This is a genomic window from Pedobacter steynii, from assembly GCF_001721645.1.
Lineage (GTDB): Bacteria > Bacteroidota > Bacteroidia > Sphingobacteriales > Sphingobacteriaceae > Pedobacter > Pedobacter steynii_A.
Map to the genome: position 1 here is coordinate 256,458 of NZ_CP017141.1, position 19,015 is coordinate 275,472.

Sequence of the window (19,015 nt, forward strand, 5' to 3'; positions counted from 1 at the left end):
TTTGTGAAATAGGTGATTAATTGTAATTTAGTAAGAATTATTTACGTAATCAATTTTTTACAATAAATTTATTGAATTTTCCAGCAAGATCTCTTTTATTACTATTCTGGCTAATTAGTACTTATGCCCAGGCTCAGATTCCCTCAACGAAAATTGAAAGGGCATACGAGAAGTATATTTCTATTTCGGAGAAAAGACTACAACTACCTACAGACAGCATGGTGCTGGTCAAGCTAAACAGAGCCCTTAGTCCCAGGGAATTGGCAAAGTTAAACCCCAGCAGACAATTCTCCCCAACTCATTTTGTACTGAGCACTTCTGCATTAAAAAACCTATCCGCAAATGTAGTTTACCGCGCCCCGGCAAACTCCCTGTGGAAGGCCAGTGATCAGCTTAACCAGCTCCTGACACAAAACAACCAACAAGCTATAAAAGTAAGGTTTGTCGTCAAAGATATTCGGAATAGAGTTCCTCCGTTCCTGTCAAAATATCAGCCGGAAATTGACCATACGTATCAGTTCGTTACCGTGCTGATTCCTCTGTCCGAAATACCTGCCGTTCTGCAAGAGGAAACCGTTCTTTTTGCCGATATCATCCAAAAAGTCAAAGAAGAAGCCGTTCTTGCAAAATACGACCAGACACTCAATGAAATCTCTACCGTACATGCCCTGTTTCCGGACATCGACGGAAATAGCGTTACCATGTCTTTAAAAGAGCGCATGTTTGATGTTGATGACCTGGATTTACTGGGTAAATACCTACCCGGAGCAGTCAGTGGCAGTAGTCAGATTGCACAGCACGCAACTGAAATGGCAACGACTGCAGTAGGCAGGGGAAATTCTGATTACAAGGGTCTTGGAGTAGCTCCTGCTGCTAAACTGAGCTCTTCGGATGTAGACAGGAGTACCCTTCCTGATGACCTTAAAAGCTTTAAAGATTTAAACATCAATATTCAAAACCATTCTTACGGAACGGAACTGGAAAGTATGTACGGTATACAGGCTGCTGCCTACGACAAACAGGTTTTTGAATCTGAAGAATTGGTTCATATTTTCTCCTCCGGAAACAGTGGCACCACAACCCCGGGCTCCGGCACTTATCAGGGATTAGCCAATACTGCAAACCTCACCGGGAATTTCAAACAGGCAAAAAACATTCTGGTTATTGGTGGCATAAACCGGGAGAACCTTACCGAAGCACTCAGCAGCAAAGGACCTGCATACGACGGAAGGGTAAAACCAGATCTGGTTTCTTTTGGCGAAGATGGTACTTCCGGCGCAGCGGCGCTGAGTAGTGGTGCCTCGATCCTATTTGAACAAAAATATAAGAGCTTATTCGGAAAGGCACCTTCTTCTGCTCTGTTGAGAAGTATTCTGATCAATTCTGCGGATGATTTGGGAACCCCTCAGGTTGATTATGTATATGGATATGGTAAATTAAATGCCTTTCAGGCCTTAAATACCCTGACCGAAAACCGTTATAAAACCGGACTCATCAGTCAGGATCAGGATTTCAATTTTCCGATCCAGGTTCCCGCAAATCAGAAATCAATTAAAGTTACCCTGGTTTGGAATGATCCCCCTGCACAGGTTAACAGTGCCCAAAGTATTGTTAATCACCTCGATTTATCACTCACAGGCCCATCCGGAGAAATCACTTTACCATGGGTGCTGAGCAGCTACCCACATCTGGATTCTCTTAAAGCACCCGCAGTGCGCAAGGTCGACGAGCTGAATACGGTTCAACAGGTAAGTCTGGAGAATCTTGCTCCCGGAACGTATATCGTCCATATTAAGGGACGTAAAGTTCAACAAGCCATCCAGAGCTTTTCTATTGCTTACAGTCTGACTGTACAGAACAGTTTCCGATGGGCATATCCGGAAAATAACGACCATGTCATCGCCACTCAGGAAAACTATTTCCGTTGGCAAAGTAGTTTCCCGGCCGGGAAAACCGGAAAACTATCCGTTAGTTATGATAATGGAACCAATTGGACTGTACTCAACAATAACGCAGCGCTGAACAAAAATTTTTATAAGTGGCCAACACCAGACCTGCTGACCAAAGCAGTGCTTAAAATGGAAATCGACGGACAAGCATTTCAGAGTAGATCTTTCCTCATTTCCAAATCTCCACAACTTCAGATCGGATACAATTGTGACGATGCACTGTTCTTTCACTGGGCCCCAATAGCCAATGCAAAGGGTTATACCATTTATCACCTCAAAGATCAGCAAATGGTTCCATTGGCAGAACTGAGCGATACGCTGGCCATTATACGCAAGACCAGCACCAGCAGCACGGTATTTGCCATTGCGGCAAAAGGCAGCAATTTCACCGGCTTAAGGAGCCGTACGATAGACTATACCTTACAGGGGATCTCTTGCTATACCCGTTCGTTTAATGCGAATGTCGCCGGAGACCAGATCGAACTGAGCCTGAGCATCGGTACCACCAATAACCTCAAAAAGATCACCTGGGAAAAACAGGTTTCCTTAAACAATTTTATTGCACTTTCAGAGATCAACGTACTGCAGGGAAAACTGAATTACAACTACACCGATATCAATCCAAAAATAGGTCCTCAATGGTATAGGGTAACGATGGAAACGGCTGATGGCCGGAAGATTCAGACGGAAGTTGTTTTGGTAAACTTCCTGAAAGACGGAGATTTCACCTATTATCCAAATCCGGTAGAAACAACCATAAATATCCTGAACGGAGGATATGAAGAATATGTTTTCCAACTTTACAACATGCTTGGACAACAGGTATTTGAGGAAAAGACAAACGGCAATACCCAGTTCGATATCTCCAGATTAACTACGGGTCTTTATATTGGCGTCATCTCCAGAAATGGCCGGTCCCTGAAAAAGATCAAAGTGATCAAGAAATAAGGAAGCCCTCCATACCATCTCAGCTAAAGACCTTATATTTGGCCCTCAAAATATAAAGAAGCATGCTTTTTAGAAATTCCGCATACCTGTTTGCCTTGCTGGCCAGCGGCTTAACCGTAAATGCACAAACAGAAAAACCTTTAAATGATACCACCAGAAAACTGAATGAGGTGATGGTAAAAGAAAACCGGCTTCAGCTGCCTTTTTCCAAACAGAACAGAAATGTATCTATTATCGATCAGGAGAAAATCAAAAGCCTGCCGGTAAGGTCAATAAGTGAATTGCTGAGTTATGTTTCAGGAGTAGATGTTCGTCAGCGTGGCCCGGGAGGTGTACAGGCAGACATCAGCCTGGATGGAGGTACTTTCGATCAGACACTGGTACTGATCAATGGGATTAAAGTCTCCGATCCCCAGACCGGACACAACATGATGAACCTGCCGGTTACTATGGACGATATCGATCATATCGAAATACTCCGCGGTTCCGCTTCCAGAATTTATGGGATCAATGCCCTCACAGGAGCCATTAACATTGTTACCAGAACAGTAAAGCAGACCGGGCTTTCGGCCAATCTGTTTGCCGGAAGCAGCTTTAAAAAAGAAGAAGGAAACGGGGATACTTACGCCAATTACGGCGCTCGTGCTACCGGAACACTGGGCCTGAATAGCTCTTCACACCTTTTTTCGGTTGCTCAGGAGGCTGGAAATGGCTACCGTTATAATACGGCCTTCAACAACCAGAAATTGTATTACCAGGGCAAAGTAAATATTGGAAAAACAGATCAGCTGGACCTCATGGCCGGTTATATCCGGAATCACTTCGGAGCCAATAGTTATTACGCAGCGCCGGGAGATAAGGAATCCGAAGAAACGGTAAAAACAGCCCTGGCTTCTATTTCCTATACCACAAAAATCAATGACAACTGGACACTGGTACCCCGGATCAGCTACCGTAACAATGTCGATGATTACCTTTACATCAAACAAACTCCGGATAAATTCCACAACCACCACATCAGTAATGTGTTTGATGCAGAGCTGAACAATACCATCCAGACCACTATCGGTACCTTTGGCTTCGGACTGGAAGCCAGAACAGAACGCATTAAAAGCACCAATCTCGGAAAAAGAGACCGTACCAATACCGGAATCTTCGGAGAATATAAATTTGAACCGCTCACACGTCTGCTCATCAATCTGGGCATGTATACCAATTACAATTCAGACTATGGCTGGCAAGCCTTTCCGGGCCTGGATGCAGGCTATAATTTCTATGGTAACTGGCGTTTATTTGCCAATCTGGGAACAGGACAACGTTTACCTACCTATACAGACCTCTATTATAAAGGTCCTACCAATATCGGAAATGATCAGCTTCGTCCCGAAAAATCTAAGTACGCAGAAGGAGGAATCAAGTTCAACAATGAACGGATTTCCATGAATGCCAGCTATTTTATCCGTAGAATAGACAATTTTATTGATTGGGTAAAAGCACAGCAAACCGATCCCTGGCAACCACAAAACTTTAGCCAGGTGAACACCAAAGGCTTTACCTTAAGTGCGGATTATAAATGGTCTGATCTTTCTGAAAACGGCTTTTTAAATGGCCTTAGGCTTGGCGCCTCCTACACCAATCTTGACCCCAGTTTTAAAACTACGCTTGCTACGGCCAATTTTTCCAGATATGCATTAGAAAGCCTCAGAAACCAATTGAGCGGAACGGTCAGTGCTACTTTTTACAAGGTCATTGATTTAACCCTTACTGCCCGTTACAACGAGCGCATCAACTATAAGGATTATACGCTGATGGATGTCAGGATTGCCTTTAAGCAAGCGCGATACAGCATCTATGCAGATGGAGCTAACCTCTTTAATGTGCAATACATCGAAGCCGGGGCAGTGCCTATGCCTGGCTCCTGGTTCACACTCGGTGTAAAGACAGCTTTCTAACCGGCTTTTGCCAGGACGTTAAAAAACAGCGGTCAGTCTTACCTATAGACTGGCCGCTGTTTTTTGTTTCAGGGATACTTTACGAATAATATCGATGATTCCCTCTTGCTGAATAATATACATCCCAAGCCGTTCCTTTGAAACCCCTTCTTTTAATTGATAAGTAAACACCGGATGTTCCTGCTTAAAGAAAGTATCCAGATATTTAAAGGAAATGTTTTCAAATTTCCGGAGTTCATCTGCCAGCTCAACGATATGTGTCGAAATAAAAAAGATAGAATTACTGATTTGGGAGAGCTCGGAAATGATCAGCAGAGAAGCATCAAAAGCATCTTTGACATTCGTTCCACGGAAAAGCTCGTCAAAGATGATAAACATATGGTCATTTTCGAGAAGGCTTGAAACAGCCTCCTTTACCCTTTTCACTTCGGTATAATAATGGCTGAGTCCCTGCCCCATGTTATCCGGTAGATTAATTGTAGTTAGTAATCCGCTGAAAATAGTAGTCTCCATTTTTTCCGCAGGCACAGGGAACCCCAGATGCGATAGATAAATAACCAAACCCAGGGATTTCAGTAAGGACGATTTCCCTGCCATATTCGATCCGGTAAGGAATGTAATATTCTCTTCGCTTTTCAACAACATATCATTTTTGACTGGTTTGCCGATTGCTGGATGAAATATACCAGTCAAAGTTACCCTAACCCCATTTGACGCAGAATAATCAGGAAAACACAACCCCAGTTTACGACTGGCATTAGATAAGGTTTCAAAAGCATCCAGTTCATAAACCAGTTCCAACAGTGCCTTCAGTTCATTTTTCTCTTTCCCCCGAAAGGCATGATCCAGTTTGCTGACCTGATAAAATTTCAATTTCTTTTCATTTAGCTTCCTTGCTCCTTTCAGGCCATTCAGGCTCATAATCTCCTCTATCTTTTCTCCAAGCGTTTTCAAATACTCCGGAGCCCCCTCAGATAAGTTTGATTTAACAAAATCATCCAGGTAGTTCAGCAATCTGATCAGATGCCCAAGCCCGGTCTTTATCCTGTAATAGTCATCACCAGATCTGTTTTGGACGAAGTCAACCAACGAATCCAGCAGATTATTTCTGGAATATGCTTTATTGAAATTCAGATAATGCTCTATCAGGTCAAGCTGCTCACTCTTAATCTTAAGAACAATTTCCCGATGGTAGAAATATTGTATCGCCTCTTTCCGGCGGGTCAGAAAACTGATGTCTGAAGAAGGGTTTCCCATCATTTCACGTATTTTCTCCTTTCCTCCCAATGTTCGGGTTGCCCTGAACATATTAAATACCGGATCTTCTGTTGAGGATCCTATAAAAATATTCAAGTCCTTATAAGACTGGCTATCCATTTTAAAACTCATAGTGTTGTTCTGCCCTAAAAATTCCCTCAAGATAATTAAAACATTGCAACAGTTTTCTCAATAAGATATTTTATATCAATTATTTACAACTAATAATTAATTCTATCTGGTTGCGAATTTTATTTGATATTTTGAATACGATTTCGAATCACTTTACTCCTAAATAAATCGAAATGAAAACACCGGCTAAAAAGACGCTCATTTCAATGTTACTTTCCATCCTGTTTTGTTTAACCGCCTATGCTGATGATAGCTTATTAGTCAAGATAAAAAAAATACCAGATCTTCCTCCAGTAGCAGCGCAGGATTTGCTATATCAGCTCACTATATCTTATATCATCACACCCACAGATACAGATCACATTACCACAGATAAACAGTTGTTATTAACTGCCCTGTCACAGAGTCAAATCTCCGCTAAAAAAGCATTTGCCTATGAAATAGAAGCCCTGGCCGCCAAAAAGCTAAGAAAGCTGGAAGAAGCAAAAAAATATATTCTCCTGGCTTTAAAAGAAACAGGTGAGGGCAAACCTCAATTGGCCCGTTTACTGGGAATCCTCGCTTTTATCGAGACGGACCTGGAAAATTACATGGGAGCAATGGAAAGCTACCTGATGGTAGGGAAAATCTTTCAAAAAAACCGTGATACCGCCCGGCTGATATTCAATTATGGCAATATTGCCGACCTCTATATTAAGAACAATTTATACGATGAAGCCATTCATGCTTTAAATCAGGCCACGGAACTCTCTCTTAAACAAGGAAAAAATTTTGTACCCAACATTATCTATCAGAATAAAGCCATTACCTATTTCTATCTTCAAAACCCGGACTCACTGGAATTTTACACTCAAAAAGTACTCAGGGGAGAAAAACGGTACTTTTACAATGTAATCGTTGAACACCGTTTAAAATACATGGAACTTTTCCTCAAAAAAGACCCGGCGGTAATTGAGGCCATTAAACTGGTCTTAAATAATTTCAGGGATGAAGATCCTGTCTTTACTACCATCCATCTTGCACGGGCATACCTCTTATTTAACAAAACCAATGAGGCTAAAAAATTAGTGTTCGGGCTCTTATCTTCTCCCAACCTGAAAGATCCGGGATACACCAGAAGCATGCTTTATGACCTGTTGGGTGATGCTTTTCAAATAGAGAAAAATTTCGAACTTTCTTCCCGTTATTATGAGAAAGGGATGAATCAGTCCTTACTCAATGCCGAAAATATGATGCGGACAGGCAGCATTCTTACCTTTTTAAAATACGATGAGATCAAGAACAAATATGTACTGGCTCAGGAGAATCTCAAAGTCCGGAAAAACTATTTCATTTTACTAACTATTCTGGCTGCAATGGTCATTATCGCCCTCTTCCTGCTGTACAGATCTGCAAGAATGAAAAGAAAATACAATGAGCTCAAGTATGACAAACTCAATAAGGAAATATCCTTCATGAATTCCCATGAGGTGAGAAGGTACCTGAGCAATATTCAGGGTATCATCATGGTCATTCAAATGAGTGAAGATAAGAAAACAACTTATGCAGAGCTGGAAGAAGCACTTTTTGACTCCGCAACACATCTGGATAATTCGATCAAAAGCATCGTGACTAAACTTCATGACCATAGTCAGACTTCCTATCAGCATAGCAATTAATTTACTTTCCTTAGAAAGTACATATTTTTTTTAGCTTTAAAGATTGCTTTAGCCCTAGTCTTTAATATGATAAAAATCTCCAAAAACCTAACCTTTCAGGTGATCGTTGCTATTTTCCTGGGCATATTGGCCGGGGTATTTTTCCCAAACTTTGCTGATTCTGCCCGCCTGATCAGCAAAACGTTCATCAATATGATCAGCATGCTCATTGCACCCATCATTTTCTTTACCATTGTGCTCGGCATCGCCAAAATGGGTGATATGAAAAAGGTTGGCCGTGTGGGTGGAAAAGCATTGCTCTATTTTGAAATCATTACCACTGTGGCCATTTTAATCGGCCTGGTTACCGCCAATCTGATCAGACCTGGAGATGGGGTGACGCCACACCTCAGCAAGCATGCTTCAGAACTGGCTGCCACACCTCCAAAAGACACGAACTGGCTGGAGTTTATCAGCGAGATCATCTCTCCCAATGTCTTCGAATCCTTTGCCAAGGGAAATATCCTTCAGATTCTTTTCTTTGCCATACTTTTTGGTTTTGCATTGAGCAAAATGGGACGCGCCGGAAGACATACCATTACTGCATTCGACAACATCTCTCAGGTTATTTTTAACATGATGAAGTTTGTGATGAAGCTGGCCCCGGTAGGTGCTTTCGGGGGGATGGCTTTCACCATTGGAAAGTATGGATTATCCAGTCTGATTCCTATGGGAAAGGTGATGCTGGTCGTTTACATCACCTGTATCATCTTTATATTTGTGGTCCTCAATTTTATCTGTTACCTCTATAAATTCAGTTTATGGCAATACCTGAAATACATTCGTCAGGAAATTCTGATCGTACTGGGTACCTCCTCTTCCGAATCCGCATTGCCGAGCATGATCCAGAAAATGGAACGCTTCGGCTGCTCAAAATCGGTAGTAGGACTGGTCATTCCAACGGGCTATTCTTTTAACCTGGACGGAACGGCCATTTACCTGTCTATCGCCCTGATTTTTTTAACCCAGGTTTTTAAAATAGAACTCAGCGCTGCAGAACAGGTCACCGCCATGGGAATTTTGATGGTTACCTCCAAAGGGGCCGCCGGAGTAACAGGCAGCGGTTTTATCGTACTTAGTTCTACTTTGGTGTCCATGAAACTCATGCCCATTGAAAATGTAACCATTCTTTTAGGAGTGGACCGCTTCATGTCGGAAGCAAGGTCAATCACCAACCTCATCGGAAATGGGATTGCAGTAGTAGTCATCGCAAAAAGTGAAAAAGAGTTTGATGAAGAAAAATACCAATTGGCCATTAGTCCAAAAGCGATAGAAGAGCCTGGTTTTTAACCCTCAGCAAAAAAGGGCTTTTGTGCATCTATAAAGCTGATTTATTTACCGCACCGAACAAAGCTGAAACAAAAAGCAGGTACGTGACCAAACGTACCTGCAAACCCTACTAACCAAGGTATTAATCTGACTAAGATTAATTTTTAAACACGCCAACCTCTGCGAGAGATGCATACTGACGTCCATCAGTGGCAGAGGTAACGATGACTTTAAAATATTTAAATGTCTTTGGAGCAGGCAAATAAATGAACTGCGGGCCCCCAACATCTTTTAACACATAATTTCCAAGTGCTGTCCAGCTGATGTTATCAGTACTGGTCAGGATCTGCATGTCCTTTATCTTACTACTTCCTCCCCGCTGAGTGAAAGTAAAGCCATCTGCTACAAGTGATTGCTCCATATTCACTACAAAATGATGTGGGAAAGTAGGTGCATTTGTATTCCAGCGGGTTACCCAGGCTGTGGTATTGTTTTTATCCAGGATATTGGCCACCTTTCCATCTTCAGCTACCGTTTCTTCTGAACTGAAATCAATCACCTGCCAGTTTGTTTTATTGTATTCGTTTTTATCTCCGAAATCAACCAGCGGTTGTCCGTTCTTTATTTCATAGGGATATGGAGCAGTCACTAAACTGCCGTTTTGATTGCAGAACATAATTCTAAGCTCATAAGGATAATCTTCTGTGTTGGTAAATTCACTGAAAGGCATGCTGACATAGAAGCTATCCAACCCAATCTTTTGTGTTGACCATGGAACGGCATCATAGTCTTTATTTCCGCCGATTCCATTCTTATTCCCGTCATTATAAAAGTTAATATAGTTTACTCCCCCTCCTCCGGAGAACCGTCCGGAAACAACAATATTTCCGCCTTCATATTTTGCATTCAAACGGGTAATTACCGGACTAAAAGAAGTATACCAATCTGATCTGGTCACTTTACTAAAAACCTGATTGTTGTTTAAAATCGCACAATCAGCTTTTGTCAGGTAAGTTGGTGCTTTCCCATAAGTCGAATTTCCGGCGCCCATTAAGGAAGTTCCAAATTGTGTATTTTCTGATTTCTGACCGCCATTATGTGGTAGGTTGATCCCGTGCCCCAGCTCATGCATCAATCCGCCAATCCAGCCCGTAGCCTCTGAACCAGCTGTTCCGCCAGCGCCTAAATCTTTAATGTCCATTCCGGGATAATCCAGTGCAAAACAATTACGGCCTAATCCATAAAAAGGAGCCTTATCTGCCTGAATGTCTTTAACACACATGATGATGAGCGTATGGTCGCTCGTTTTTTCAGCCGGATGAGCGGCAAAGTATTCGTTTATTTCTTTTAATACATTTCCAGATCCGGAATCATAGGAATAATTAGACTGACTCAGTTTTCCTTTGATCTCTATGATCTTTATTCTTTTCTTAGCCACATCTTTTAGCAATCCGAAACTCTTATCTCCAAATCCCCAGTGTTTCATCCATTTTCCGTAAAATTCCTGACCTTGAAGCATCACTTCACTAATCCTGCGGTGGTAATCATCATTGGCCGTTTTATCGGAAGCGATGAAATAAACCACATTCAGGTTGTAAGCATAATCAGATTTGTAATGGTATCCGGTATCGGTTGGAACTTCTTCCGCAGGTACTCCGGGAACATCGCTTTTTTTACAGGCGAATAGAAAGGCTGCTACCAGCAGTAGCAGACAGGCATTTTTTTTCATGTAAGGTTTGTTTAGGTTGATGACTCTGTTTGATTCTTTTGGTTAGTAAGAATAAACGAATATAAATCTCCTGCACAAGGATCATTTTACATGGAGTGTCCAATGCTGACACCATATTGCCATACGTTGTCAGGTGTCCTGCATCAGAGCACTTCTTCCACCATCAATGAGATAGGTAGTTCCGGAAGCAAAGGCAGCATACTCACTGGCCAGAAATGCACACCATCCTCCTATTTCTTCTGGAGTTCCCAGTTTTTTCACCGGATGAAGGTCAATTGTTCTCTGCCGTTCACCCTTCGGATCTGTGAAGGAATTGAACCAGTTTTCGTTCCCTGGCGTATCAATAAATCCGGGTGCAATTCCTAGACAACGGATGGCAGGTCCCCATTCAATAGCCAGACTGCTCACCAAACCAGTTAAAGCAGTTTTAGCAATATTATATGGGAAACATCCCGGTATGGTACGATAAGCATGATTTGAAGTCATGATCAGGATGAGCCCCTGACGCCGCTCAAGGTATGGCCTGCACAATTTCGTAAGTCGCCAGTGCGAGGTCAGGTTCAGGTCCATATTGTCCTGCCATTCCTGTTCTCCACATTCCGCAGCACCTTCAAAAAAATTAGCTCCTGCATTAGAAACCAGAATATCTATTCCTCCATCTCTTGCAGCGCCTGTAACCAGTTGTTCCAGGCCCTCGGCTTTACTCAGGTCTGTCTGAACATAATACGCTTCTGAACCTTCCTTTTTAAGCGTCTCCAGAAACAACCCCGCCTCTTCACTATCGGCCGCTGCCAATGCGCAACCAGTAACAACACATCCTGCTCTGCCCAGCATTTTTGCCACGCCTAAACCTATCCCCGAACTCACTCCGGTAACAAGTGCCGTTTTTCCTTTTAAATCAATCTGTAAAGCCATGTTTTCCTTTTAAACGTAAAAACCAGGTCTTGGAACCAGAATTCCCGGGTGCTTTTCCATTTCTTCTTCGATAAGATCTACCCCAAGGCCAGGCCGGTCAGATAAGTGCAAATGACCATTACTCAGCATATCCCCAATCGGATGACTAATCACTTCATCCCTCCAGGGTACATCGTTAAACATAAATTCCTGTCTGAAAAAGTTGGGCACAGAAGCGCAGACATGTGCACTGGCCAGGGTCGATAACGGACCGTTTGGATTATGTGGTGCCAGCAAAACATTATAAGTTTCCATCATGGTAGCCATTCGTTTCATTTCTGAAGGGCCGCCGCAACGGGTAATATCAGGCATCATGATGTCGCAGATATTCTGCTCCAGAACCGGCCTGATCCCATGTCTGGTATAATGCCTTTCTCCTACACAAATGGATACATTGGAAGGAATTCTTTCCCTCATTGCGCGTAGGTTATCTGCGCTTTCAGGTCCGGCGGGTTCTTCATACCAGGTGATGTCCAGGGCTGATAAGCGCTGGGCCATTTTTACGGCAACCCGATAATTTAACATCGCATGGGTTTCAATCATAATGTCGAACTCCGGGCCTACAGCATCACGAACAGCCTTGCTCACATTGAAAGCCAGATCCTGCTGCTGCGCAGTTAAGGTCAGGTTAGAAGAAAGGTCTTCTCCATACAGGTAATTGGTATGGGCAAAAGGATCAAACTTCAATCCGGTAAAGCCTGCTTCTTTAACTTTTAGCGCCTGCGCTGCATAATCCGCTTCATTATGTCCACCACCGGTAAACCAATAATTTGCATACAATAAAATATCTTTTCTGAATGCACCGCCCAGCAGTTCATAACAGGGGGTTCCCAATACTTTCCCTTTGAGGTCCAGTAAAGCCATGTCTATTCCGCTAATTGCACACAGACTTGCTCCATAAGGGCCCATCCAGTTTAAATCGCGATACAGTTTGGTCCAGATGAAATCTGTTTTCATCGGATCCAGGCCAATAATTCTTTCTCCGACATGTTTGGCGGCATGGTAAACAATCGGGCTACCCGGCCAGTTCGTGGCCTCTCCAACCCCGGTATGTCCCGTGTCTGTATAGATTTTTAATAAGGTCCAGTTGTATTTAACCCCCTCTACCAGCCAGACTTTTACCTCAGTAATTTTCATCGGAATATATTTTGTATGTTGTTGACCTCAATTTATTTAGATGCTTCTAATTTAAGCTTAATTTTTCCTTTTAACTCAGAACCCATCTTTAATGGCCTGCGTTCTTTGCTGTAATAGCTTTCAAAGAAACCATCAGAACCACCGCCATTTAGTTCCGCAATCAGAAAACGTGTTTTATTTCCATCAATCCAACTTCTCGCGCTTTGCGTTCCGTCAGAATAAACTGTCAGCTGATCTCCTTTATCATTACTCAGGCGGGCATGATAAATGTTGGCTTTAGTACTTCTGAAATCCCGGCTTCCCAGATCATTTGCATCTGCTGCCCAGGGACCAACAGGTACCTGTAACGCTGCCTCTACATATTTTTGATGCACCGGACGAGCCTGAATATCACCCGCCGTTCTGGCAATGTCATTTTCAGGATAAACACTCCAATAGCCTTTGCTGGAATAATTTAAATGTTGAAAACCTGAGGGCAGTTCGAAAGCCAGCCCCCATTGTCTGGGATTAATTTTAACGGTATCCATCACCTTAAAATGATACTCAATTTCAATTGTTCCATCTGCCAGAAATTTATAGTTAAAGGCACCCTTCAGGTATTTGTAACTACCTTCTACAGTTACAGTCGCCGATTCTTTATCTGCTGAACTGCTCAGCATACTTGTTTTCCAATTGCCCTCCGGCTGATACCTAATGGGTTTGATGTTTCGCTGGTAATTGTTTCCGGCAATATGAGGGGCACCACCGTCATCTCCATTCATGGGAACCACCATCATGGCGATTCCTCCGAGAACTTCATTGTCGGTCACCCTACCCGTAGTCTTATCAAAAGTATATTTTTGAGCACCACGACTCAGCACCACCCCTTCAGCGGATTTCTTAAGTTTAACTTTCACATTTGATTCCGCTGGAATGACCGTTCCTGCGGCCGACAAAATCAGTTGCTCTTCCTGCGTCACAAATCCCCTCGGATCGGTAAAAGTGATGTTGACAACCTTAGCGTTCTCAGGTACCTGCAATTCCAGTTCCCCTGAAGATCTGGCCGGAATATCCATGGTGGCCGACTTAGATACTCCATCAACATGATAACGGAGCTGCCCTTCCTTAAGATTGGCAAAATTATACCTGTTCTCTATTTTCAATAGCAGTACTCCATTCTTAGGTCTGGCTTCTTTTAGGTTAGTGATGACAAATGGCGCATAAGATTTCCTTACCGAGATAAACTCCGGCTTTTCCCTTCTCCAGCCATCCAGCACAGATCCCCATGGACCATAACCCACAATCGTGCTATCTGGTTTATGGAAAATATCATCAATACCTGCCCAGATCGCACCACCCAGACAGGCCTGATGGGTATACATTTTATTGTACATCTGATGCAGCATTCTTCCCCAATCTGCACGTACATAAGGATCGGTTACTTCTTCCAGCCGGTTATAGGTCTGCACATGACAATACTCACCAAACAATACGGGCCTGTCGGTAAATTTATCGGTTTGTTCTGGTCCGCCCAGACCAGGATAATGGATGTTTCTGATGTCGGCTTTGCTTCCTGCATTGTTAAATCCCCCGTAAGTCTGGTCGTGAAAAGCCGTAGGACGTAAGGGATCATATTTCTTCACCTCCTTATTTACCTTATCCCACAATGGGCTCCACCTGGATTCATTGGCAATGGACCAGATAACGATAGAAGGATGGTTTCGGTTTCCCCGGATGTTTTCAAAGTTCGCCCTTAAAAAATGAGGCACAAAATCAGGATTCAGGTAGTTCCATTCTTTCCAGATCGGACTGGCATGATGCTCCACCCAGGTAATCGCTGCTTCGGCTTCCACAAACATCCCCAAAGAGTCGCATGCCGCCAGAAATTCTTCTGAAGGAGGATAATGAGAAGTACGGATATAATTACAATTGGCATTTCTGAACAATTCCGCATCTTTCCGGTTCAAGGCCTCACTGATACTTCTGCCGCCGAGTGTACTGATGTCATGCCTGTTGGCACCATGAAGTTTTATCGGTTTATTATTGACAAAAAACTGGTTTCCCCGGATATCAATCTGCCTGAAACCTAATTTCTGCCTGTTTTCCTGTATCACTCTACCTTTACTGATCAGACGGCTTACCAAAGTGTAGAGATAAGGATGTTCCGTATCCCATTTTTCAGGTTGATGAACAGCAAGGTTAAGACTTCCCTTGAAGTCCATAGCCGGACGAAGGTTTTTCTTTTCAACGGAATTTCCACTGATGCTGACTTCCTTTCCTTCCCTATCCAGCAGTATAAATTTCAGCGCCACCTCTCCTGGCCATTTCGATTCATTCAAAACCTGATAATCAATCCGGAGCTTAGCATGCTGAAAGTGCTCATCAAACCTCACCTGAGGATAGATTTCAGCAATATTCAGTTCCGGCAATGCCGTTAAGGTCACCTTTCTTAAAATTCCACCTACAGTATGCGCTGCATATTGAGATACACAACCCAGCTTATCAGAAATTGTTAAACTGGCCACTCTCACTTCAAGCTTATTTGTTCCGGCTTTTACCGCAGGACTGGCGTCCATCTCAAAGATCACAAAGCCGCCCTCATGGGTACCCAGCAGCTTTCCATTCAGCAGCACCTCACAATGTGAACTTACCCCGTCAAAACGTAATTTTATTCTTTTGTCCTTCCAGTCAGCGGGAAGTTCAAAGGAAGTCGTATAAGAAGCATGCTGCGCAGAATCTACGTGATATCCCTGCATCTCCCACTCTCCGGGAACCTGGATTTTCCCCTGTTGTGTTTTATATTCAAAATCCCATGTTCCGTTTAAGGATAAAACCGGAGATTTCACATTTGCGACCAATGCAGGAACCGGAGACAAACGATCTGGTGTAAAAGATTGGGTATTGATTTTTTCCGCCAGAACATCTTTGTAAACCAATGGTTTTGATCCGGTAGATAAGATTTCCAGCCGGCTGACCGGAATATTGGCACCCGAAAGTGCAATGATATCAAACATAAATGCCCCATCCTGATAAGCAGCAACAGGAATATCATAGGTTACCGTCAAAGCTTTCCCATAAGGTAGTGCCACGGCAGCATTCAACACCGCTCCATCAGCCACAACTTTGATTTTGCGGTCTTTGGAATCAGAAAGATAAGTCAGCTTTAACTGGTACTTACTCCTGACATCAGTAACCGCAAACGGAATCGACATCCTGCCGGAAAAAAAAATCGTTCTTTCTTTCCGGCTGACCGGTAAAATATCGGCAGGAATTTCCTGTTGAGTATAGGTATAAACCTGCCCAAGCCTGGTTAACAGGCAATCCCCGCAATCTGCAGCACCATAATTCTGGACTGTTTTGTATTCCTGACTGTATGCAGATCCAATTGTGAACAGCAACACAATGGATACACAGTGTAATTGTTTTAGCATTATATCTTAAAATTAGATTTTTTCATCCGTATATATTCATCAACACCTATCTTTCCGGATTACATAATCCCATAGGTTTCAAATGCAGCTTTGGCCGACATCCCTTCTTTAATCTTTTGAAAGACAATTTTCTCTCCCCTGGCTTTTTCAAAAGCAAGTCTGAAAATTTCTTCAGAAGCATCATGCGGTACAATACAGACCCCATCCCGGTCACCAATCACATAATCTCCATTCCGGATCACTACCCCATTCATCTCTATCGAAGTCCGGAAGTCAATTACCTTTCCTCTGGGGGCCTGATCCTGCGCATAACTTCCGTAGGAGAAGGTGGGAAAATTCAATTCCAGAATCCCCTTGGTATCGCGTGAATAGCCATTTACAACAGCTCCCGCAGCACCGAGCGTCAGGGCCCTCATACTCATTAATTCTCCCCATAATGCGTAAGAAGGGGATGCTCCGCTGCAAATGTATACTTCATCCTTTTTCAGGTCGTCCAAAGCTTCCAGCATCAGACCAAACGGTTTTTGCAAAACAGGATTATTGCCCCTGTCGGCAGATTCAAAAACATCGGCCTCCAGTACCGGCATCGCTCTGCCCACTACGGTCATATCCTTTCTTAAAGGCTGTACCTGAGGAGGCAAAAACTGATTCAGGAACCCCAGTTTATCCATAATATCACCTATAACCGCGGTAAAAAGTTCGCTTTTTATCAGGGCAATCAATTCGTCATCGTTCTTTGGACTTCGCAATGGGATCATACGCTATATTTTTTAGGCAAGTTAGCTGCTCTGCTCTCCGGGAACTCATCTTTAATTGCCCAATACTGACACTATATTGTCAATTATTTTGATTTATCAGAATAAAAAAGCAAATTAACCTTATGCAACCACTTCTACTCGAAACGAAAACTGTCTTATACCAAAGCATCTTTGTAAAGGAGGTAAATATGAAATACCTGACTAATCCTTTACATTTTCACAATGAATATGAAATGGTACTGATCACCAAAAGCAATGGAAGAAGAATTGTGGGAGACAGCATAGAAAACTTCTCGGAAGGAGATCTGATCATTATGGGCCCCAACCTACCCCATGTGATGTATAATGATAAAGAATATTATGAACCGGAAAGCAAGCGCGAGGTTAAAGCAATCGTAACTTATTTCAGGCTGGATTGGTTAAGTGATAATTTTCTGAATTCAAATGAAGTCAACAGGTTCAACGAGCTCTTAAAGGACATCCGACGGGGCATAAGGATATACGGGCGCTCCAGAGATCTGGTGGTTGGCCTCCTGAACGAATTGCTAATCAGCGATGGTTTAAAAAGAATCATCCACCTGTTGAGCATTCTGGACCTCTTGTCTGAGACAAAAGAGTACAAATGTCTTTCCAGTGTCGGTTATACCAATCCCCATAATCAGAAAGATGTTCAGCGGATCGATAAAATTTATAATTATGTGATGAACAACTTCACACAGAATATCAGTCTGGATGAAACTGCCGCCATGGCCAATATGACTACCGCCTCATTTTGTAAATATTTTAAAGGCCGGACGCAAAAAACCTTTACTCATTTCGTCAATGAAATCAGGATCGGATATGCCTGTAAATTATTGTACAATGACCACCTGACCGTTTCGCAGATCTGCTTTCAAAGTGGTTTCAATAACCTCACCAATTTTAACCGGAACTTCAAACGTTTCATCAAAGTCAGTCCATCGGATTATAAAAGAAATTTAAAACCTTGAGCCTTACTTCAGGAGATTAGATATAGTTATTTTTCATTTCATCTTCTTAGAATAGACCCGCTTAAATAAATCGACATATTATATTCGTTTTTTGTTATTTTTAACGACAGATAACGTATAATTATGAATGAGGAACCAGAAAACAACTCTTTTGGGATTTTAAAAAGTTTAAAGAAGCTGATCTTTGAAGACAGCCCCGAACCACCTGTTACTGAACCTGCTGCCCGGCCCGGGGTCCCGCCTGCTGAAAACAAATCCCCGGAAAATGTAACGAAGAACCCCCAAACAAATCTAACACAAAACACTTCTGATTTGCCGGCAACGGATGTAAAACAGATGAAACTGAAAGTATTGGAGATATTAGAGCGGATTAATCAGCCAGGAATTGACTTTTTTGAGGTCTGGAATGCAGCTGCAGAAATGGGTAGTGTAAACGCCGGCACCTTAAAAGCAGCATTTACCTCTTTAAAATATGTAGACAAAACATTAGATAAAGAAAAGCTAAGCAGAACGGGACAGAACTATGCTGCTGAACTAAAAAAAGTAATAGATAAAGAAACCAGTCTGAAACAGGCACAAAAACAAACCATTGAACAAAATCTGGTCAAAGAAAAGGCCAGCCTTACTGAAGAAATCCAGCAGATCGAGAAAACCATCCTGGAACTCCGGGAAAAGCTAAATACCAAACAAAAAGACCTGAATGAAATTAATAGCAAATATGAACCTCAACTCCTGGATATCGATAATAAAATTGCAATCGGCAATACCGCCGTTAGCGAAGTAGTTACGGATATTCAAAACGCCCTTAGCCTAATTGAAACCAATATAAACTAA

Annotated in this window: 12 protein-coding genes; 6 read left to right on the plus strand and 6 right to left on the minus strand. The window is 42.6% G+C overall.

Features of this window, described 5'->3' with window-relative positions; genetic code table 11:
* Window positions 1-71 precede the first annotated feature (71 nt).
* On the plus strand, window positions 72-2,897 hold the full coding sequence (locus BFS30_RS01135; protein ID WP_157262846.1) for a S8 family peptidase: 2,826 nt from the start codon (window positions 72-74) through the stop codon (window positions 2,895-2,897).
* Window positions 2,898-2,959: 62 nt separating this feature from the next.
* Entirely contained in the window at window positions 2,960-4,849 is a 1,890-nt protein-coding gene (locus BFS30_RS01140; RefSeq protein ID WP_069377594.1) for a TonB-dependent receptor plug domain-containing protein, read from the plus strand.
* Between the two features lie 42 nt (window positions 4,850-4,891).
* Here BFS30_RS01140 and BFS30_RS01145 read toward each other — a convergent pair whose 3' ends face one another.
* Window positions 4,892-6,238, minus strand: a complete 1,347-nt coding sequence (locus tag BFS30_RS01145; RefSeq protein WP_069377595.1) for a MutS-related protein — start codon at window positions 6,236-6,238, stop codon at window positions 4,892-4,894.
* Between the two features lie 173 nt (window positions 6,239-6,411).
* On the opposite strand from BFS30_RS01145, the gene BFS30_RS01150 reads away from it, so the two are divergent.
* Window positions 6,412-7,896, plus strand: coding sequence for a hypothetical protein (locus BFS30_RS01150; RefSeq protein ID WP_069377596.1), 1,485 nt, complete (start codon window positions 6,412-6,414; stop codon window positions 7,894-7,896).
* A 66-nt stretch (window positions 7,897-7,962) separates the two neighbouring features.
* Window positions 7,963-9,225 (plus strand): C4-dicarboxylate transporter DctA, encoded by a 1,263-nt coding sequence (gene dctA, locus BFS30_RS01155; protein ID WP_069377597.1) that lies wholly within the window; start codon window positions 7,963-7,965, stop codon window positions 9,223-9,225.
* Between the two features lie 136 nt (window positions 9,226-9,361).
* Here dctA and BFS30_RS01160 read toward each other — a convergent pair whose 3' ends face one another.
* The 5 genes from BFS30_RS01160 to BFS30_RS01180 form a co-directional block, all read right to left on the minus strand.
* Window positions 9,362-10,933, minus strand: coding sequence for a discoidin domain-containing protein (locus BFS30_RS01160; protein WP_069377598.1), 1,572 nt, complete (start codon window positions 10,931-10,933; stop codon window positions 9,362-9,364).
* A 129-nt stretch (window positions 10,934-11,062) separates the two neighbouring features.
* Entirely contained in the window at window positions 11,063-11,848 is a 786-nt protein-coding gene (locus BFS30_RS01165; protein WP_069377599.1) for an SDR family NAD(P)-dependent oxidoreductase, read from the minus strand.
* Window positions 11,849-11,857: 9 nt separating this feature from the next.
* Window positions 11,858-13,024, minus strand: coding sequence for a mandelate racemase/muconate lactonizing enzyme family protein (locus tag BFS30_RS01170; protein ID WP_069377600.1), 1,167 nt, complete (start codon window positions 13,022-13,024; stop codon window positions 11,858-11,860).
* Between the two features lie 32 nt (window positions 13,025-13,056).
* Window positions 13,057-16,434: a glycoside hydrolase family 2 protein gene (locus tag BFS30_RS01175; RefSeq protein WP_069377601.1), complete on the minus strand. Its 3,378-nt coding sequence runs from the start codon at window positions 16,432-16,434 to the stop codon at window positions 13,057-13,059.
* A 59-nt stretch (window positions 16,435-16,493) separates the two neighbouring features.
* Window positions 16,494-17,192, minus strand: a complete 699-nt coding sequence (locus BFS30_RS01180) for an RraA family protein (protein WP_208603021.1) — start codon at window positions 17,190-17,192, stop codon at window positions 16,494-16,496.
* Between the two features lie 122 nt (window positions 17,193-17,314).
* Between BFS30_RS01180 and BFS30_RS01185 the strand changes: the two genes are divergently transcribed.
* Together BFS30_RS01185 and BFS30_RS01190 are read left to right on the plus strand one after the other, a co-directional pair.
* Window positions 17,315-18,181 (plus strand): AraC family transcriptional regulator, encoded by an 867-nt coding sequence (locus BFS30_RS01185; protein WP_069377602.1) that lies wholly within the window; start codon window positions 17,315-17,317, stop codon window positions 18,179-18,181.
* 123 nt (window positions 18,182-18,304) lie between these two features.
* Window positions 18,305-19,015 carry a hypothetical protein gene (locus BFS30_RS01190; protein WP_069377603.1) on the plus strand — a complete coding sequence of 237 codons (711 nt, stop codon included), beginning with the start codon at window positions 18,305-18,307 and terminating at the stop codon, window positions 19,013-19,015.

Excerpts from the sequence above, each read along its gene's own strand:
- BFS30_RS01140 (WP_069377594.1), top strand. The coding sequence starts at position 2,960 with ATGCTTTTTAGAAATTCCGCATACCTGTTTGCCTTGCTGGCCAGCGGC.
- BFS30_RS01145 (WP_069377595.1), bottom strand. The coding sequence starts at position 6,238 with ATGAGTTTTAAAATGGATAGCCAGTCTTATAAGGACTTGAATATTTTT.
- BFS30_RS01150 (WP_069377596.1), top strand. The coding sequence starts at position 6,412 with ATGAAAACACCGGCTAAAAAGACGCTCATTTCAATGTTACTTTCCATC.
- dctA (WP_069377597.1), top strand. The coding sequence starts at position 7,963 with ATGATAAAAATCTCCAAAAACCTAACCTTTCAGGTGATCGTTGCTATT.
- BFS30_RS01160 (WP_069377598.1), bottom strand. The coding sequence starts at position 10,933 with ATGAAAAAAAATGCCTGTCTGCTACTGCTGGTAGCAGCCTTTCTATTC.
- BFS30_RS01165 (WP_069377599.1), bottom strand. The coding sequence starts at position 11,848 with ATGGCTTTACAGATTGATTTAAAAGGAAAAACGGCACTTGTTACCGGA.
- BFS30_RS01170 (WP_069377600.1), bottom strand. The coding sequence starts at position 13,024 with ATGAAAATTACTGAGGTAAAAGTCTGGCTGGTAGAGGGGGTTAAATAC.
- BFS30_RS01175 (WP_069377601.1), bottom strand. The coding sequence starts at position 16,434 with ATGCTAAAACAATTACACTGTGTATCCATTGTGTTGCTGTTCACAATT.
- BFS30_RS01180 (WP_208603021.1), bottom strand. The coding sequence starts at position 17,192 with ATGATCCCATTGCGAAGTCCAAAGAACGATGACGAATTGATTGCCCTG.
- BFS30_RS01185 (WP_069377602.1), top strand. The coding sequence starts at position 17,315 with ATGCAACCACTTCTACTCGAAACGAAAACTGTCTTATACCAAAGCATC.
- BFS30_RS01190 (WP_069377603.1), top strand. The coding sequence starts at position 18,305 with ATGAATGAGGAACCAGAAAACAACTCTTTTGGGATTTTAAAAAGTTTA.